Consider the following 17,796-nt stretch of genomic DNA (forward strand, 5'->3'; position numbering starts at 1 on the left):
GCAGGAAGTCCAGCACCTGCTCGGTCTGCCTGCCATCTCCGCCGCGTCCTCCAGGTCGCCGATGATGACGCGGGAAGGATGCAACGCAGAGAATCGGGCATCTGGCTCGCGCAGGGCGATGTTCGCTAGCGTTCAGCCGTGACGATGCAAGCAGACAAGGATCTGCACGAGGATGACGGCGCACCTCCCAGCCACTGGATCCCGGTGCGCCCCCGGCTGGTCGTGGCCAGCGCGTTCATGTTGTTCCTGGAGCTGGCGCTCATCAGATGGACGGGATCCAACATCGTCCACCTGAGCTACTTCACGAACTTCGTGCTGCTCGGGTCATTCCTCGGCATCGGACTGGGCTTCCTGCGGGTCGGGCGGACCAAGCGGCAGCCGTACTACTCGCCGATCGTGCTCGCCGCGTTGGTGCTGGTCATCAGCTTCTTCCCGGTCGTGGTGAACCGGGAGGCCGACGGCATCCTGTACTTCACCAGCCTGGAGACCAGCGGCCCGCCGGCCTGGCTCATCCTGCCGGTGATCTTCGTGGCGGTGGCGCTGGTCCTGATGGGCCCCGCCGAGCTGGTCGGACGGTGCTTCCCCGAACTGGGCCGCCTGGAGGCCTACCGGTACGACCTGATCGGCAGCCTGATCGGCATCGGCCTGTTCACGCTGCTCTCCTTCCTCAGCGCGCCCCCCGTGGTCTGGGGCCTGATCGCCGCCGCCGCGTACATCGTCCTGCTGCGGCCCAAGTCCGCCGTGCTCCACTTCGGGCTCGTGATCGCGCCCGCCGTGCTCGTGGTCACCGCGCTCGCCCTTGAAACTTTCACCGCCGGAGCCCTCTGGTCGCCCTACTACAAGGTGACCACCGAGCATTTCGAGCGCGAGGGCGCGCCGATCATGAAGATCTCCGTGAACGGCATTCCGCACCAGGAGGCCATCCCCGCCAATCGCCGCCTTGAGTGGGAGCCCCAGTACGGCATGCCGTACGAGCGGGCCGCCACCAAGACCCTGGACGACGTGCTCATCGTCGGCGCGGGCTCCGGCACCGACGTGGCCATCGCGCTGGCCAAGGGCGCCAAGCACGTGGACGCCGTGGAAATCGACCCCAAGCTCCGCCAGCTGGGCGGCGAGTTCCACCCCGACAAGCCGTACGACGACCCCCGGGTCACCACCCACATCAACGACGGCCGCGCCTTCCTGGAGCGCACCGACAAGCGGTACGACCTGATCCTGTTCGCGCTGCCCGACTCGCTCACCCTCGTCTCCGGGGCCAGCTCGCTCCGGCTGGAGAGCTACCTGTTCACCGAGCAGGCGATGCGCTCGGCCCAGGAGCACCTCAAACCCGGCGGCGCGTTCGCGATGTACAACTACTACCGCGAGATCTGGCTGATGGACCGGCTGGCCAGCACCGCGCAGGCCGCCTTCGGGCACAAGCCGTGCGTGGACGTGGTCGGCTGGGGCCAGCAGGCCGTGATCACCGCCGGGCTCACCCCGGCCGACCAGGTCTGCGCCGCCGAGTGGGGCGGCGCGCCCGCCGGCACCCCGCCGCCGACCAGTGACGACCGGCCCTTCCTCTACCTGCACGACACCTCGATCCCGGCCCTGTACCTGATCGCGCTCGGGCTGATCCTGCTGGTCAGCGTGCTGGCGGTGCGGGCGGTCGCGGGGCCGTACCGGACCATGCGGCCGTACGCGGACCTGTTCCTGCTGGGCGTCGGCTTCATGCTCCTGGAGACCAAGAACGTCACCGGCTTCGCGCTGCTGTTCGGCACCACCTGGCTGGTGAACGCCATCGTGTTCGCGGGCGTGCTGGTCGCGGTGCTCGCCGCCGTGGAGGTGACCCGGCGGTTCCGCACCCCGTCACTACCGGTCATGTACGGCGTGATCCTGGTCGGCCTGGTCATCGGCTGGCTGGTGCCCAACTCGTGGCTGCTCTCGTTGCCGCTGCCGCTCCGGCTGATCACGGCGGTGGTGATCGCCTTCCTCCCGATCTTCGCCGCCAACGTGGTGTTCGCCAAACGGTTCGCCGAGACCGAGAACGCCACCATGTCCTTCGGCGCCAACCTCCTCGGCGCCATGGTCGGCGGCTGCCTGGAGTACTTCGCCCTGGTCAGCGGCTACAACGCGCTGCTGATCGTGGCCGGCGTGCTCTACCTGGGCGCCTTCGCGCTGCTGCCGCGAGCCGCCAGAGCGGCCTGATCACTCGGCCCGCAGGACGGCCGCGACGCGGGTGCGCGCGGCCGTCCTGGCCGGCGAGGCCGCCAGGGCCATGGCCGCGAGCAGCGCGGCCGGGGTGATCAGCAGCAGCGTGGTCACCGGTGTCGGCGCCGCATAGAGCAGCGGGGCGCTCTCCGCCACGACCCGCCAGAGCGTGCGGCCGAGCGCCAGCCCGAGCGGAACCCCGGCCACCAGACCTGCCAGGGCCAGCACTCCGGCCTGGGTGAGCACCACCCACCGGGCCTGGGCCGGCGTCATGCCGAGCGCGCGGAGCACGGCCACCTCGTGACGGCGGCGGCGGACGGCCGCGCGGAGGGTGTGCCCGGTGGCGGCCAGGGCCAGGGCGGCCAGCAGCGCGCCCAGTGCGGCGGGGAGGGCGGACAGGCCGCGGATCTGGACGAGCTGACGGGGCTGGAAGAACGGGACGAAACCGAGACGGATGCCGCCGGTGGCCGTGGCCGCGGTGGTGCTCAGGCGGCCCATGGCCGCGGGCAGGTCCGCCCCCGGCCGCAGGGCCACCGCCAGGAAGTCGACCTCGTAGGCGGAGAACAGCGAGCGGAAGCCGTCGGCGGTGGTCAGCGCGCCCTCGGCGTAGTTGTTGGCCGGGCCCTCGGGGACGAAGCCGATCCCGGTGACGGTGAAGTCGCGGGTGCCGAGGGTTCCCGTGATCGGGACGCGGTCGCCGACCCCGGCGTGCAGGGCCCCCGCCGTACGGGCGGCGAGCAGGACCTCGTCCGGGCCGGAGGGCGGGCGGCCCTCGACGAGCCTCCCCGCTGGGATGGGCGTTTCGCCCGGTGAGCGGGCGTACAGCGAGATGGTGAGGTTGCCGGAGAGCGCGGTGGACATAGGGCGGTCCTCGGCGCCTGCGACGTCCGGGTCGGTGGCGATCGCGCGCAGCACGGCTTCCGGTGGCGCGCCCTGGCCGTTGAAGCCGAGGAAGACGATGAGCTGGTGGGTCTGGCCGTACCTGGCGGGGTTGGTGGCGGCGTCGTGCACCCCGGCGGCGAAGGTGAAGGCGGTCAGCACGCCGAGCACGCCCGCGACCGTGCCCACCAGCGCCGAGGTGACCGGCAGGCTGTTGCCGCCCCGGCCCCGTTCCAGCGCGAAGCGCAGGCCGGTCTGCACCGGGACCGGCCAGCCGCGCCGTCCGGCCGCGGTGGCGATCATAGAGGGGGCCGGGCGGGTGACGGTCCGCGTGGTGGCCAGCAGCGCCCAGGCGTACCCTGCCCCGCCTGCCGCCAGCAGCGCGGGCACCCCGAGCAGGCCGGGGAGCAGCACGGCCCAGTCCAGGTCCAGGCCCGGGGCCGGCTCGTACAGGGCGGCGGCGCCGATCGGCATCCACACCGAGGCCACGGCCGCCGCCAGCACGCCGAGCACGGCTCCGGCCGCCCCCGTCAGCGCCGGTCCGAGGGTCGCCGCGGCCACCGCCTGCCGGGGGGTCAGCCCGGCCGCGCGCAGGTTCCGCAGTTCGGCCAGGGACAGGCCGACGAGGCGGGCCAGCAACTGGGCGACCAGCAACGCGCCCGCCGCGAGAGCGGCCAGGCCCAGGGCCACCAGTACGGTGGCCTCATAGATGAGCAGCTGGTTCGCCTGGCGGCGGCGGTCCTCGAGATTGTCGATCTTGATGGCCGGGATTCCGGTCAGTTCGGCGTACGCGGCCCGGAACGCGGGGAGCCCCGCCTCGCCCTCGGTCAGCCGGACCAGCGCGATCGTGAACCCGCCCCGCCCGTCCACGCCCAGAAAGTTCTCCTGATATTTCTGGAAAAGTCCGGGGGAGGGCAGGACGGTCCCGGCCCCGTCACTCGGGTCGGTGAAGTACGGCGAGCGGATCACCCCCACGATCCGGGCGGTGATCTCCGGCCCGTGCGCCTCCGGCGTCCCCGCCGAGTCCGCCACCAGGTTGACCTCCTCCGGCGTGCTCAACTGGATCACCACGGAATCCCCGACGCCCTTGCCGTACTCCTCGACGAACCGCGGCAGCACCACCACCTCGTCGGCACGCGCCGGATCCGGCAACCGCCCCTCCAGCACCGCCGGCCGCTCCACCGACCGCCACAGCTCCGCATCCGTGGGCGGCGCGGAATCCCACCCCAACCGCACCCCCCGCACCCGAAGCGCCGACACCGCCGTCGGCGCCACCGCCGCCACCCCCGGCAGGGCCCGCACCCGATCCCAGTCGAAATCCGGAATCTGACTCTGCACCAGCAGATCGGCCGCCAACGCCCCCTCCCGCAGCCGCTCCTGCGCCGACGCCCCCCGCCGCGCCCCCGCGAACGCGGCCAGCACCACCCCAAGCGCCACAGCCACCAACACCGCGAACACCAAATGCGCCCGCCACCGCCGCACGGCGACCAGCCCCCACCAAACGGCAACAAACCTCATCAGCGACCCTCGGTTCGACGAAGATGCCCCGACTATCCGCCCCAACCGAACGGAACCACCACCGGGCTAGCCCCAAATGCCTTACGACGGCCTCTCATTCGCCGGACAGGCTTACTCTCCAGTCCTCCTTGAAGTCCTCGTGGCCTTCGTATCGGAGCGCCAGCAGGAGCACAGTCGGGCACCACCCGTATCGGTAGCTGCCGACCCCTTCGTGGTAGCTGCATCTCCTGCAGAACTCCTCCGAAGTCAGACCGTGGAACTCCTGCTCCTCAGTCCAGGTCCCCCCTTCCCATATCTCCAGGCCGTGATCGTCGAGGATGCGCCGCGTGACCGCGACGTCGGCGAGCACGGACGCGGGATCGTTCAGGTTGACATGCCGACGGACCGGTTCGGCAAGTTGGGAGAGGTCGAACCCTCGCTTGCCGTCCTGGGCCAGGTGCTCGATGACCTGCTGTGCGATCCGTTCCCGCTCCTCCAGCCGAGCGTGTAAGAACGCGATCGGACTGTTTTCCATTTGCGCACCTCTTTACCGTCAGGATCGCTCACTCGTGCGGATGCCCGCACGGGCGGCGAGCAACTCGGCGCGCACGAGTTCGAGCAGGCGGCCCGCCCAGTTCCTCCCCCGCGACGAGTCGGCGTGCCAGTAATCCGAGCCGAACTGGCCGTGGTGAATCCGCGCGTCCCCGGTGGCGATCAGCAGGTCGGCGAGATCGGGATACTGGGTGAACTTCGCCCGGACCAGGTCGGCCATGACCGCGAGACGCACCTGCGGCCAGTCGGCGCGGCGCGGCGCCTGGGCCGCGATCTCCTCGGCCTTCTCGGGCCTTTCCGTGGCCCGGATACGGTCACGGGCTGCCTCGTCGGTGGTGGACAGCGCCCAGTAGGCGTGGGCGACACTCGGGTACTCGACGGAGCCGACCGTGATCGGGGCGGGATAATCGTGGCGGAACACAGCGTTGCCGCGGGGGAGCCGGGGGGTGGAGAGGCGCAGCGTGCGTGGCTCGATGTCCGGGTCGTCCGCGTGCGGCTCCCGCAGAGGGCCGTCCTCGTCGTCGTACGTTTGCTGACGGGTCAGAAGGTCGTCGAGGTGTTCGATGAAGTAGTCGACGGCCCACTGCCGTGCGTCCTCCGTCACCACCGTCGGCTGGCCTTCGGGGGGCTCGGCCTCCAGTTCCGCGATCGTGTTGCCCCCTGTCGCGGGGGAGCCCATATCCGAGCACAGGATGCGTAGCGGGGCATCCCGGTAGAGCGGGTCACGCAGCGCGTTCGATCGCAGGTGCCGGGGAATGGCCTGGTAGATCGCAGACAGGGCCAGCCGGTCGGCCTCGGAGCGGGTCTGCAGGAACCTCCGGACCGCGAGCAGGCAACGGCCGATGGAATCGGGGCGGCCGTTGAGCTGCTCGATATAGTCGGCCACCTCGGCGACCAGGTCCCACGGATAGATGGACATGTCAGGATTGCCGAGATGCCAGCTGCCCAGCCCGGCCGCTGACGCCCGCGCCCCGTGCCTGAGCGTGGTCGCGATGTGTCCCGACATCACCTTGTCGCGCAGGCCGTCCAGGTCCATCCACTCCAGACAGCGGATGGCGCCATCGGCGTAGATCTCCAGATCCCACAGAAAGTAGCCGGGTCCCATCTGAACGAAGACCAGCCGCCAGGTTCCATCGATGCGTTCGCCGTCGACATAGCGATAGGTTCTCTTCGGTAACACGCCGTCACCCCCTGATGCCGGCTGATCAGCGCGTCGGCGGGCGCCTGCGAGCCCTGATCGCGAGTACGGCGTCCTGGGCGCCGCTGACCACGGCGAAGGCGGCCAGTCCGTTCAGGTACGTCAGCGCACCGAGCACTACCCATTTGATGTCAAACACATCCGCTTCCTCCGTCGGCGCGCCGTAAAGGGCCACCAGGATGATCGGCAGGAGAGGCAGCGCCGTCAGCGCCACCAAGACGCGATGACGGCCGAGGAAGTCCCGGACCTGGGGGTTGGCCAGCGCGACCCCGCCCATGATCGCCGAGATAACGACAGAGATGAGAATGACCAGGTAAACGGCCAGGTTTGTGTTCACGACGAGACCTGTTCCTCCTTGGGTGCCTTGCGCCGGGCTCGCCACGCCGCGACTCTCAGCACGATCGCGACAACGGTGGTCAGGCCGAGGCAACCGAACATGTACGGCCAGAAATCCGGGCGTACCCAAGGGAGAAAATTGTCCCCGTACGTGTCCTGGCCGTAGCCGACCCTGTAGGCCAGCAGGTACGTTCCGGCACCGGCGGCAAGCTGCAGGAAAAACGCCAGCAGGAAGGGCCGGCGGTGGGTGGGCGCTGCCGGGCGGACGTCGTCGGCAGGCGTGTCACGGCGGCGAACCGCGACCGTGATCTGCCGCCTGACATCGTCTCCGGTTCCCTCCTGGCCGGCTTGCCTCGCGTCACTCTGGCGCAGGATGCGCTGAAGCAGCTCATCCGCACTCGGCCGATCTCTGGGATCCTTGGCCAGACACTCCGTGATGAGCCCGCGCATATCGTCGGGCAGCCCGTCCAGGTCGGGGTCATGGCTGAGGATGCGGTTGAGCACGGCAGGGATGCTGTCCTGGCCGAAGGCGGGGCGCCCGGTGGCGGCATACACCATCGTGATGCCCCAGGAGAACACATCCGAAGCCGGTCCGACCACTGCCCCGGACACCTGCTCCGGGGACATGTACATCGGTGTGCCGAGCACGCCGCTGGACGACACGCTCGTGCCCTCAAGAGCACGGGCGATGCCGAAATCGACCACTCTGGGCCCGTCCGACCCCAGCAGGATGTTGCTCGGCTTGAAATCCCGGTGCACGATCCCCGCCTGGTGGATGGCCTGCAACGCCGCGGCGGTGGCCAGGGCCAGACGGCGCAGGCCACCGGCATCGCGCGGCCCGTCCCGGCGGATCAGCTCCTGCAGCGACTCCCCATCGACGTACTCGCTGACGATGTAGGGCTGATGCCCGGTGATGTCCGCGTCCAGGACCCGAGCCGTGCTGAACGGCCCCACCTTGCGGGCCGCCTCGACCTCGCGGAGAAACCGCCGACGGGACTCCTCGTCCGTGGCCATACGCGCATGAAGGATCTTGATGGCGACCCGGGCGCCAGATTCGTCCTGACCGAGATAAACGGCCCCTTGCCCACCCTCGCCCAGCAAGCTCAGCAGCGAATAGGGCCCCACCTGCCGAATATCTCCCGGCCTAAGTTCCTGAGGCATCGACGGCCTCCACGTCCCAGTTCGACAGCATCAGGGATGAAATCGGGGGACAGGTGCCCGCCGTTACCGCTGACGAGCGCTCGTACCCAGCGCTCACGGCGTTTTTGTGTGAGGCGGTGGCAGTGAACCGCGGCTTCTCTCCGCTCCTGCACCGACGCCCCTCGCCGCGCCCCCAGCACCACCCCAAGCGCCACAGCCACCACCACCGCGGACATCAAATGCGCCCGCCACCGCCGCACGGCGACCAGCCCCCACCAGACGGCAACAAACCTCATCAGCAACCTCGCGACACGAAGATGCCCCGACTATCCGCCCAACCGAACGCGCCCACCATCGGGCTAGCCCCAAAGGCTCTTCCACGACCTGACGGAACCCGCTCATCGTTGACTCGGCGAAATTTCGCCCAGTGTCGGTATTTGTCATCTTGCGTGTGGATCATGCCCAGGTTACTTTCTGAATGTTTCCTGTGAGATCACGCTCGGGATCGCGCCCTGCTCTTGAGGATGCGGCTCAGGCGTTTTGGCCGCTTTGTGTCTGATCTGAGTGTGGTCGGAGGGTGACTCCCGTATGCGCACATCTCTGTTTGGGCTGCGCGGAAAGAGCCGTCGCCGTTTGTCGATGGTGCTGGTGCTCGTGCTCGCTCCCGGTCTGGCGCAGTTTTAGGCAAAACCGGCCCAGGCGCGTGAGCCGGAGATGCCGTTGAGCTGGAGTCTCCGTCCCGGCGGTACGCGTCGAAGGTCTCCGATCTCACGGATGCTCCGCGCCAGCTCGTTGAAGCCGCTCTGTCGGTGTTGCGCGGAGAATTACCGGTCCGGTTCTCCTTCAACCTCGAACCGGCAGAAATGCGATGGGTGCTGGAGCGGGATGAAACTGACGTGCTCAACGCCCTGCGTGTGGCCTTGGCTCTTTGATTGAAGTGAACGTGTTGGCGTGGGTACGACATAGACTTCTCCAGCGGGCTTAAAACCATATCGATCTGACCCGGGGCTCCTGACTGATCGGGCTCACGGCGGATGCGAATGTACGTTTCGTGTGTGGCTTCAACGGTCCGAACGCCTGAAGACTTACATCACAGTTGCAGGAGGCGGCTGAGCTTGGGCGATGCCGGTCGCATTTGAGGCGACCGTGTGGGCCTGCCCGCATCGGGCCGGGAGGCCGGGCTTCTGGTTGACCGTGTTCGGTGGTGCTGGCTAGCATCCGGGTGCGCTCCGTCGAAAGTTTCGTGCTTCATGGAAAAGTTTCGGGGAGGAAGCCGGGTGTATGCGGAGTTCGGTGGCGGGAGGGCCGGGCAGGGGCCGTTGACCTGGGGGCAGCAGGGGATCTGGGAGGCGATGGGCCGCAATCCGCCGGGGCATTTCAATATCGGGCGGGTGTTAATGGTGCCTCGGCGGGGTGGAGTGGAGGCCGTTGAAGCCGCTCGGGCGGTGGGGCGGCTGGTTGAGCGGCATGAGGCGTTGCGGACTCGGGTGGTGGTGACGGGGGAGCCGCGACAGGTGGTCAGTGCGGCTGGGCGGATTCCGTTGCGGGTGGTGGAGGCCGAGCCAGGTGGGGACACCGCGGCGGAGATGCTGGCGGAGATCGCTGCCGAGGAGTTCGACCATGCGGTGGAGTGGCCGATCCGGGTTGGACTGGTCACGTCAGGTGGGCGGGTGCGGTGGGTGGTGTTGGTGCTGTCGCATCTGGCGGCGGACGGCCATGCCACCGAGATCGTGGTGCGTGATATGCGTCGGTTGTTGCGTCAGGGCAGTATCGGCGGGCCGTCTCCAGCGCAGCCGCTTGACCTGGCTTACGACCAGAGGGCGCGGGGCGCACGCAGGACCAGCGGCGCTGTCGCGTTCTGGACCGGTCAGTACGAGCGCCTGCCTCCGGCCACGTTCACACCTGACTACCCGGGCCGCGGACATCGGCGGCTGCGACTGACCTCCGAGACGTTGGCCGTCGCCGTCGATCGGTTGGCGGCTCGGCACCAGGTCAGCTCGTCCACCGTGCTGCTGGCCGCCACCGCCGCGCTGGTCGGCGCCCGTACGGGCAATGCGGCCGTTGCCCTTTCCACGGTGGTCGGCAACCGCTTCTCCAATGGGTTGCGGGAGATGGTGACCACGCTCGACCAACTCGGGTTGTTCGTGCTCGATCTGGACGGAGGGCCGAGCTTGGACGAACTGGTGCCCCGGGCCTGGCGGGCCGCGCTCACGGCGTATCGGCATGCCTATTACGAGCAGCCGGAGCTGGATCGGGCGCTTGCCCGGCTGGGGGAGGATCGGGGGGCGGAACTGAACCCCTATGGGTGCTTCAACGATGTGCGCCGTGCCGCCTCTGCGCCCAAGCCCTCGCCGAATGTTCCGAAGGCAACCGACACCCAGAATGTCCACAACGGCTCGGCTGACAAGAATTCGCGGCTGGATCGCTTGCCTGCCCCCGAGGGGTTGCGTTGCCGGTTCTGTCTGCTGGTGCTGGATCACGAGGAGGACACCGGAGCGGTGGTCCTCCAGCTCACCGCGGACACCCGTTGCCTGCCACCGGAACAGGTGGAGGGGTTCTTGCCGGAGTTGGAGAACCTGGTGCTGGCCGCAGCCTGAGCGCTTGTCCCCGGGCCGAACCGCAGGGCCGATCACTCTCCGCCGAGCAGGCGTTCGGCCTCCTCGTCGGTCATGCCGGCCAGTTCGGCGGCCAGGCCCTCCTCCACCGCGATCGCCAGGTCGGCCACCGTACGCCGGGTGAACATGGTCAGGATGGGCAGTTCGACGCCGGTGATGGCGAGCAGCCGGGCCGCCACCCGGACCGCCAGCAGGGACTGCCCGCCGAGGCGGAAGAAGTCGTCGTGCGCACCCACCCGGGGCACAGCGAGCACCTCGCTCCACACGTCGGCGACCAGGGCCTCGGCGTCGGTGCGGGGTGGGACGAACTCGGCGCGCAGGGCGGCAGGGCTGGGTAGCGCCTTTCGGTCCACCTTGCCGTTGGGGGTCAGGGGCAACTTCGGAAGGCGGATGAAACGGGCGGGCACCAGGTGGGCGGGGAGGATTCCCGCGAGTGCGCGGGAGAGGGCGCCCAGGCTGACCTCGCCGACGATGTAGGCGATCAGGTTCTCCTCGTGTACGGCGGCCACCGCCTGGACCACGCCGGGCTGGGCCTCGCAGGCCGCCTCCACCTCGCCCAGTTCGATCCGGTGGCCGCGCACCTTGACCTGGTTGTCGTTGCGCCCGAGGAATTCCAGTTCGCCGCCGGGGCGCCAGCGGACCAGGTCGCCGGTGCGGTAGAGCCGGCCGCCGGGAGCGCCGTACGGGTCGGGGACGAAGCGTTCCGCGGTCAGCGCCGGACGGCCGTGGTAGCCGTGGGCGACCCCCGCGCCGCCGATCAGCAGCTCCCCGGGAACCCCCTGGCGGACCGGGTTGAGCCGCTCGTCGAGGACGTACACCTGGGTGGCCCGGATCGGCCCGCCGATGCGGACCGCGGCGGGCTGTTCGGGGACCTCCCAGCTGGTGGACCAGATCGTGGTCTCGGTCGGCCCGTACACGTTGACCAGCCGCCCGACCGACGCGCGCAGCCGCCGGGCCAGTTCCGCGCCGAGCGCCTCGCCGCCCACCAGCGCGGTCAGGGCGGTGTCGCGGAAGCCGGAGTCCAGCAGCATGCGCCAGCCGGACGGGGTGGCCTGCACGTGGGTGACCCCGGCCTCCTTGATCAGCCGCGCCTGGGCGAAGCCGTCGAGCGAGGTGGCCGCGTCGGCGATCTCCAGTCGGCCGCCGGTCACCAGCGGCAGGTACAGCTCCAGCGCCGAGATGTCGAAGGAGAGCGAGGTCAGCCCCAGCCACACGTGCTCCGGCGCGGAACCGACCCGCTCCGCCATGTCCGCCAGCAGGTTGGCCAGCGCCGCGTGCGGCACCCGCACCCCCTTCGGCCGCCCGGTCGAGCCGGAGGTGTAGAGCACGTACGCGGTGTCGGCCCCGCGCGCGGCCACCGGTGTGAAGGAGAAAGCGGCGGGCGGCGGGTCGTCGGCCAGCACCGTGGGCAGCCCGTGGCCGGGGAGCGCGCCCGCGGTCTCCGTGGTCGCCAGGACCAGGGACGCGCCGCAGTCCTCAAGCACGAAGGAGATCCGGGAGGCGGGATAGGCCGGGTCGATCGGCACGTACCTGGCCCCCGTACGCTGCACCGCCAGCAGCGCCACCAGCGATTCCGCGGTGCGCGGCAGGCAGACGGCCACCGCGTCCCCGGGCCGGACCGGAAGCCGGGCCGCCAGGTCGGTGGCCCGCCGGTCCAGCTCGGCGTAGCTCAGCCGGGTGTCGCCCGAGCTGACCGCGATGGCGGCGGGGCGGAGGCGTACCTGGCGGTCGAACAGTGAGAGGACCGGTTCGGTGGCGGCCGGGGCGGTCCGGTTCCAGCCGTGGAGCAGCCGCTCGCGCTCGGCGCCCGTGGGCGCGGTCAGCTCGGACAGGCGCAGGTCCGGATCCGCGCCGACCCGGGCCAGCAGCTCCTGGAACTCCTGGGCGTAGCCGACCGCGGTGGCCTCGTCGAACAGGCCCTTGTTGTAGACCAGCAGCAGTTGCCAGATCCCGCTCAGCCCGAAGATGTCGACCTTCAGCTCGTACGGCGTCTGCCCGAATCCCGCGTCGGCGCGCTCGCACACCACCCCGCTCAGCTGGAGCCCCGGCCCCCCGGTCTGGTGGTGCATGCCGAACATGGTCTGGAACAGCGGCGCCCGGCTGAGATCACGCTCGATGTCCAGCGCGGCGAGCAGCCGCTCGAACGGCACCCGCTGGTGCCGGTACCCCGCCAGCAGCCGTTTCCGCGTCCGCCGCAGGATCTCCCGGAAGGTCGGATCCCCGCCCAGCTCGGCCCGGATCACCACCGTGTTGGAGAAGTACCCGACCAGCTGTTCAAGTTCCTCCTTGTCCCGCCCGGCCGTCGGAAAGCCCACGCAGAAGTCCAGCTGCCCGCTCCGCCCGGCCAGCAGCACCTGGTAGACCGCCATCAACCCCATGAACACGGTGCACCGCTCCCGGGCGATCAGCGCCGCGAACGGCCCGGTCACCTCGTCGGGCAGCGCGTGCAGCAGGTGCGCGCTGGTGCTGGTGGCCACGGCGGGGCGCGGCCGGTCGGTGGCCAGTTCGAGCGGCGGCGCCCCGGTCAGTTCCCCCGTCCAGTACGCCAGGGACTCCTCGCTCTCCGGCTCCACGGTCAGCACGTCGGCGTACTCGACCGGCAGGGGAGGCAGGTCGGGCTCGGCCCCGGTGCGGTACGCCTCGTACAGGGTGGTCAGTTCGTCGGCGATGATGCCGATCGACCGGCCGTCGGCCACGATGTGGTGGGTCACCAGCGACAGGACGTGCTCATCCGGCCCGCACTCCACCAGCCAGGCCCGCAGCAGCCGCCCCTCGGCCAGGTCGAACGGCCGCTCGACCAGCTCGCTCACCAGCCGCTCCGCCGGGCCGTCCAGCGTCACCCTGGTCAGCTCCACCCGCCAGGGCGGGTCGATGACCTGCACGGGGCCGCCGTCCCCGGCCGGGAACCTGGCCCGCAGCGCCTGGTGCCTGGCCACGATCGCGGTCAGCCCGCGCGCCAGCAGATCGGGATCGATCGGGCCGGTCAGCCGGGTGGTGTGCGACAGATGGTAGGACGCGTCCCGCGGGTCCACCTGCTGGAGGAACCAGACACGCTCCTGGGCGGCCGTCAGCGGCAGCTCGATCATGGGGGTGCGCTCCTGCGAAAAGAGGCTGTACGGGGTGATCGGTACCTGGGAGCGCTCGCGCCCGACCATATGAGCGCCGCCCGCGCCGCGTCAAGATCAGCCCAGCGCCGAGGTGTTGAGCAGCCAGTACTTCTCCGGCACCGCGAACAGCGCGTCCACGCCCTGGTGGGTCATCGCGAAGGCGGCCGCCGAGCGGACCAGATTCCGCTTGATCTCGCTCTTCGGCGGCGCGGTGGCCCGGTCGGCGCTGGCCCAGTAGACCAGGGGCCCGGCCACGCCGGGGTTGACGCCGCCGGCGCCGAGCACGGGCTCGGTGCCGTACAGGGTCATCAGGGTGGCGGTCAGGCCGGTGTCCAGGTCGTACAGGACGGAGCTCGGGGCCTTGTCACCGGCGGTGGAGCCCGCCGGCGGCACGGTCTGGAGCAGCAGGTAGCGCTGGTCGAGCAGGCCGAACGGGAAGACCACCCAGCCGGGCAGCATGGTCCTACGGGATCCGCCGGGGCGCTGCACGAAGACCCGCACGCTGGTGCTGGAGACGATCTGGGTGCCCACGCACCATTCGGGGCCGCAGTTGATGTCGCTGTCCTTCGGCGCCTTGACGGTGATGCGCTCGCCGGTGACCAGGTTGATCAGCCGCTGGTCGTTCCCGATCCACGGCCAGTCCTTCAGCCGCAGGCCCGCCGTGCCGTCAATCCGCTCGACCGCGCCGCCCTTGAGCGGCACCCGGTCCACCCCACCCTGTGGGAAGGACCAGAACAGGTCCTCGCCGGCGATGGCCAGCCGCGGGTCCCGCCCCGCGGTGACCCCTTCCACGGTGGCCAGCAGCACGGCCGTGCCGCCGGCCAGGGGCATCGTCCAGAACTCGCCCGTCAGGGACCCGCCGACCTCGGCGGTCCGGTACCAGGCGATGGCCACCTCGCCCGCCACGGCGGCGGTGATCTCGTGCTCCTGCCGCCCGCGCCGGTGCGGAATGGCGCCCAGCCGCGTGGTCACGCCCATCTCCGTCTGGTACGCCACGAGCGTGGACGCCTCCCCGGGATTCCCCACCTCCTCCATCAGCACCTGGCCCTGACCCAGGGTGGCCAGCGGGCGGAGCGGCCAGTCCCGGTCCGACCAGGCGGGCACCTTGGCCACCGCCTTCGGCCAGACCTCCGTCGCGGCGGGGAAGGCGGCCAGTTCGGCGGGGAAGCTCGGAGTGGCCGGCGGGCGCGGGGCGGGCGGCGGCGGCGCCGGGTGCAGCACCAGGGCGGCGACCCCGCCGAGCACCACGACGAGGAAACCCGCGAATGCGACGTCTCCCCATGATCTGCGCGCCACGGGTCCTCCTCGGCGAAAGTGTGCGTACTCATCGTGAGACGACTGGCGCGCGATGTCGAGTGCGCCGGGAAATGCGGGGGTTTCGGCGGTCTCGACAGGGTAGAGGATCGATGGTTAACGTCAAAGGCGAGGTGGTCTGGCCCCATTCATAGGGGAGGCCGTGATGGCGGGCCCGCATGATGTCCGGCAGGTTTCCGGTGGCGGAGTTCGCGTCGTGCGGGAGTTTGTCGAGGGAGAGGGCGGCAGCGCGATCGTGGTGGAGACGGTGCACGGGGCGGGGCTGCGCCGGTTGATCAGGGAAGAGGGCGCGACCGGTCCGGCCGCCGCGCTGCTGGTGCTCAAGGGCACCCTGCACGGCCTGGCCGCCGTGCACCAGACCGGGGCCGCGTACGGCGACCTCACTCCGGACAATGTCGTGGTCACCCCGGCGGGGAAGGCGAAGCTGACCGCGGTCCGCGCCGCCGACCCCACGGCCAACGCCCCCTACCTGGCACCGGAACGCTGGCGCGGCGTCCCCGGCGGCCCGGCCGCCGACCTGTACGCGGCGACCGCCGTCTTCTACGAATGCCTGACCGGCGCCCCGCCCTTCCAGGCCGCCACCACCCCACGGCTGGGCTGGGCCCACCGGACCCTGCCGCCCGTGCTCGACCGGGTGCCCGCGGACCTGCGGCGCCTGGTGGAACGCGGCCTGGCCAAGGCGCCCCAGCACCGGCCCGCCTCGGCCGCCGTCTTCGCCGCCGAGCTGGAGACCGCGGCCGTGGCCTCCTTCGGCCCCGACTGGGAGCGCTCCGGCCGCGCCGCGCTGGCCGCCCTCGCCGCCAGCTACGCCGGCCTGCCGGAACCCGAGCCGGTACGGCAGGCGGCCAGGACCGGCAGCATCCGCATCGCCAGCATGGCCGCGCTGGCCGCCGCCGCCCTGGCGGTGGCAGTGATCAGTGCCGGCGACCGCCCGGCCCCGGAGTCCACCCGCGCCGCGCCCTCCCGGCCCGGCGTCACGCTGCTGCCGACCCCGCAGGAGATGATCGGCCAGCCAGGGGCCACGGTCCGGCCGCTCCCGACGTACGAGCCGGTGGCGGGGGCGGAGAAGACGCCGCCGCCAGGCCGGAAGACCCAGGGCGAGGTGTCCGACAAATCCGTCGCGTCCGAGGAAACCAGGAAGCTCAAGCCCTCCGCCCAGGCCTCCGCCTCCACCGCGCACACGTCAGGCCCCACGTCGGGCCCCAGCTCGGCCCCCGCCACCCAGCCGCCCGCTTCCGAGCCACCCGCCCTGGTCCCCGACACGAGCGGCCCGCCACCCTCCCGGCAACCCGTCGTGGACGTTCAGGTCTCGGCAGGCCTGCCCGTGCTGGACGTCTCGGTGGGCGTCCGGAGTGGGCTGCTCGGCGTCTCCTTGTCGCTATCGTGACGGTGTGATCGAGAAGATCCTCCCCGCCTGGGTGGCGAGCGCCGAGACCTTCCACGACCCGCCGGAGGCCGTGCTCTTCCCCGAGGAGGAGGCCTACATCGCGCGTGCCGTGGACAAGCGCAGACGCGAGTTCACCTCCGCCCGCCACTGTGCCCGCCGCGCCCTGGCCGAGCTGGGCCTGCCTCCCGCCCCCATCGTCCCCGGCGAACGCGGCGCCCCCGCCTGGCCAACCGGCGTCGTCGGCGCGATGACCCACTGCGACGGCTACCGCGCCGCCGCCGTCTCGCTGACCGCCGCCGGGGTCGGCATCGACGCCGAACCCAACGCCCCCCTCCCGGAGGGCGTGCTGGACGCCATCGCCCTGGACCGGGAACGGGTGCCGCTGGCCGGTCCCGTGCACTGGGACCGGCTGCTGTTCAGCGCCAAGGAGTCCGTCTACAAGGTGTGGTTCCCGCGGGCGCGGCGCTGGCTCGGCTTCGAGGAGGCCGAGATCACCCTCGACCCGGGCGGCACCTTCACCGCCCGCATCCTGGTCCCGGGTCCCTTCGCCGAGCTCAACGGCCGCTGGCTCTGCGAATCCGGCCTGGTGGTCACCGCGATCACCCTCCCTCCAGGGTGAGACGCAGGGCCCCGGGGTCCCAGTGCGCCATCCGCAGCCAGTCGATCGCCGCGTCCTGCCAGTCCCGGGCCGGGGCCCAGGTCCGGGTGAGGAGCAGGCTGGTGCCGTGCAGCGCCCCGGGGTAGCGCACCGCCGTGGCCAGGCCGCCGTCGGCGGTGACCCGTTCGGCGTACCGCTCGCCCTCGGCGTGCAGGGGGTCGTGCTCGGCGGTGAGCACCACCGTCGGCGGCAGCCCGGCCAGGGAAGGCGCGAGGGCGGGCGAGACGTACGGATCCCGGGCCAGGCCGGGATCGCGCAGGTAGAACTCGACGGCCGAGACCAGATCGGGCAGCAGGCTCGGCGCCTCCTGGGCCGTCGCGGCGGCCCTGGCGCTCTCCAGGGTCAGGTCGAGGAACGGCACCTCCAGCAGCTGCATCGCCGGCGCGGGCTCGCCGCAGTCCCTGACCTGCAGGGCGAGCGCGGCGGCCACATTGGCCCCGGCGGACGAACCGCCGACCGAGATACCGGCGGGATCGATACCCAAGCCGTCCGCCTCGGCGCGCAGCCACCGCAGCGCGGCGTGCGCGTCCTCCAGGGCCGCGGGGAAAGGGTGTTCCGGTGCCAGCCGGTACTCCAGCGAGACCACCACCACACCGGCCTCCGCGCAGCGCCGCCGGCACAGGGCGTCGTTGACCAGGTCGTCGATCGAGCCCTGCCACCAGCCGCCGCCGTGCAGGTAGAGGTGCGCGGGCAGCCGCCCGCCCGCCCGGGGACGGTAGAGCCTGGCGGTGCGGTGGCCCCCCGGCGCCGGTACGGCGTGGTCGGCGATCTCGTGCACCTCCGGGCCGGGCAGCCCGAAGCGCAGGAAGTTGAGGTCGATCATCAACTGCTTGTAGCGGCGCTGCCGTACCGTGTCGAGATGGCCGATGTCGCCGGCCGGGTTGCTGAGCAGGAAGTCCAGGACCTCTGGATCGAGGGACATGAAG

At 70.9% G+C, this 17,796-nt stretch carries 12 protein-coding genes; 4 read left to right on the forward strand and 8 right to left on the reverse strand.

The features are described 5' to 3' along the window. Positions 1–144 precede the first annotated feature (144 nt). Entirely contained in the window at positions 145–2,184 is a 2,040-nt protein-coding gene (locus tag KIP79_RS00445; RefSeq protein WP_214102920.1) for a spermine/spermidine synthase domain-containing protein, read from the forward strand. Here KIP79_RS00445 and KIP79_RS00450 read toward each other — a convergent pair whose 3' ends face one another. The 5 genes from KIP79_RS00450 to KIP79_RS00470 form a co-directional block, all read right to left on the reverse strand. Continuing rightward, positions 2,185–4,584, reverse strand: a complete 2,400-nt coding sequence (locus tag KIP79_RS00450; protein WP_214102637.1) for an ABC transporter permease — start codon at positions 4,582–4,584, stop codon at positions 2,185–2,187. A gap of 94 nt (positions 4,585–4,678) precedes the next feature. After that, a complete protein-coding gene (locus KIP79_RS00455; protein ID WP_214102638.1) occupies positions 4,679–5,098 on the reverse strand; it encodes a DUF6221 family protein in 420 nt (139 codons plus the stop codon). Positions 5,099–5,116: 18 nt separating this feature from the next. Then, entirely contained in the window at positions 5,117–6,295 is a 1,179-nt protein-coding gene (locus KIP79_RS49105) for an NADAR family protein (RefSeq protein ID WP_214102639.1), read from the reverse strand. Positions 6,296–6,320: 25 nt separating this feature from the next. Further along, positions 6,321–6,650 carry a hypothetical protein gene (locus KIP79_RS00465; RefSeq protein WP_214102640.1) on the reverse strand — a complete coding sequence of 110 codons (330 nt, stop codon included), beginning with the start codon at positions 6,648–6,650 and terminating at the stop codon, positions 6,321–6,323. Continuing rightward, complete coding sequence (locus KIP79_RS00470) at positions 6,647–7,774, reverse strand: serine/threonine-protein kinase (protein ID WP_214102641.1); 1,128 nt, start codon at positions 7,772–7,774, stop codon at positions 6,647–6,649. The genes KIP79_RS00465 and KIP79_RS00470 overlap by 4 nt, the downstream gene beginning before the upstream one ends. A gap of 1,292 nt (positions 7,775–9,066) precedes the next feature. Between KIP79_RS00470 and KIP79_RS00475 the strand changes: the two genes are divergently transcribed. Then, entirely contained in the window at positions 9,067–10,386 is a 1,320-nt protein-coding gene (locus KIP79_RS00475) for a condensation domain-containing protein (RefSeq protein WP_214102642.1), read from the forward strand. A gap of 32 nt (positions 10,387–10,418) precedes the next feature. On the opposite strand, the gene KIP79_RS00480 is transcribed toward KIP79_RS00475, so the two are convergent. Together KIP79_RS00480 and KIP79_RS00485 are read right to left on the reverse strand one after the other, a co-directional pair. After that, the gene (locus KIP79_RS00480) at positions 10,419–13,490 is read right to left on the reverse strand and encodes a non-ribosomal peptide synthetase (RefSeq protein ID WP_214102643.1); all 3,072 of its coding nucleotides are present in this window, start codon (positions 13,488–13,490) and stop codon (positions 10,419–10,421) included. A 96-nt stretch (positions 13,491–13,586) separates the two neighbouring features. Then, a complete protein-coding gene (locus KIP79_RS00485; protein WP_214102644.1) occupies positions 13,587–14,807 on the reverse strand; it encodes a hypothetical protein in 1,221 nt (406 codons plus the stop codon). A gap of 214 nt (positions 14,808–15,021) precedes the next feature. Between KIP79_RS00485 and KIP79_RS00490 the strand changes: the two genes are divergently transcribed. Beyond that, positions 15,022–16,212, forward strand: a complete 1,191-nt coding sequence (locus KIP79_RS00490; RefSeq protein ID WP_214102645.1) for a protein kinase domain-containing protein — start codon at positions 15,022–15,024, stop codon at positions 16,210–16,212. 4 nt (positions 16,213–16,216) lie between these two features. Next, positions 16,217–16,831, forward strand: a complete 615-nt coding sequence (locus KIP79_RS49110; RefSeq protein WP_214102646.1) for a 4'-phosphopantetheinyl transferase family protein — start codon at positions 16,217–16,219, stop codon at positions 16,829–16,831. On the opposite strand, the gene KIP79_RS00500 is transcribed toward KIP79_RS49110, so the two are convergent. Further along, the gene (locus KIP79_RS00500) at positions 16,812–17,792 is read right to left on the reverse strand and encodes an alpha/beta hydrolase (RefSeq protein WP_214102647.1); all 981 of its coding nucleotides are present in this window, start codon (positions 17,790–17,792) and stop codon (positions 16,812–16,814) included. The two genes, KIP79_RS49110 and KIP79_RS00500, sit on opposite strands and share 20 nt — an antisense overlap. Positions 17,793–17,796 lie beyond the last annotated feature (4 nt).

It is taken from the genome of Acrocarpospora catenulata (assembly GCF_018476525.1).
GTDB classification, from domain to species: domain Bacteria; phylum Actinomycetota; class Actinomycetes; order Streptosporangiales; family Streptosporangiaceae; genus Acrocarpospora; species Acrocarpospora catenulata.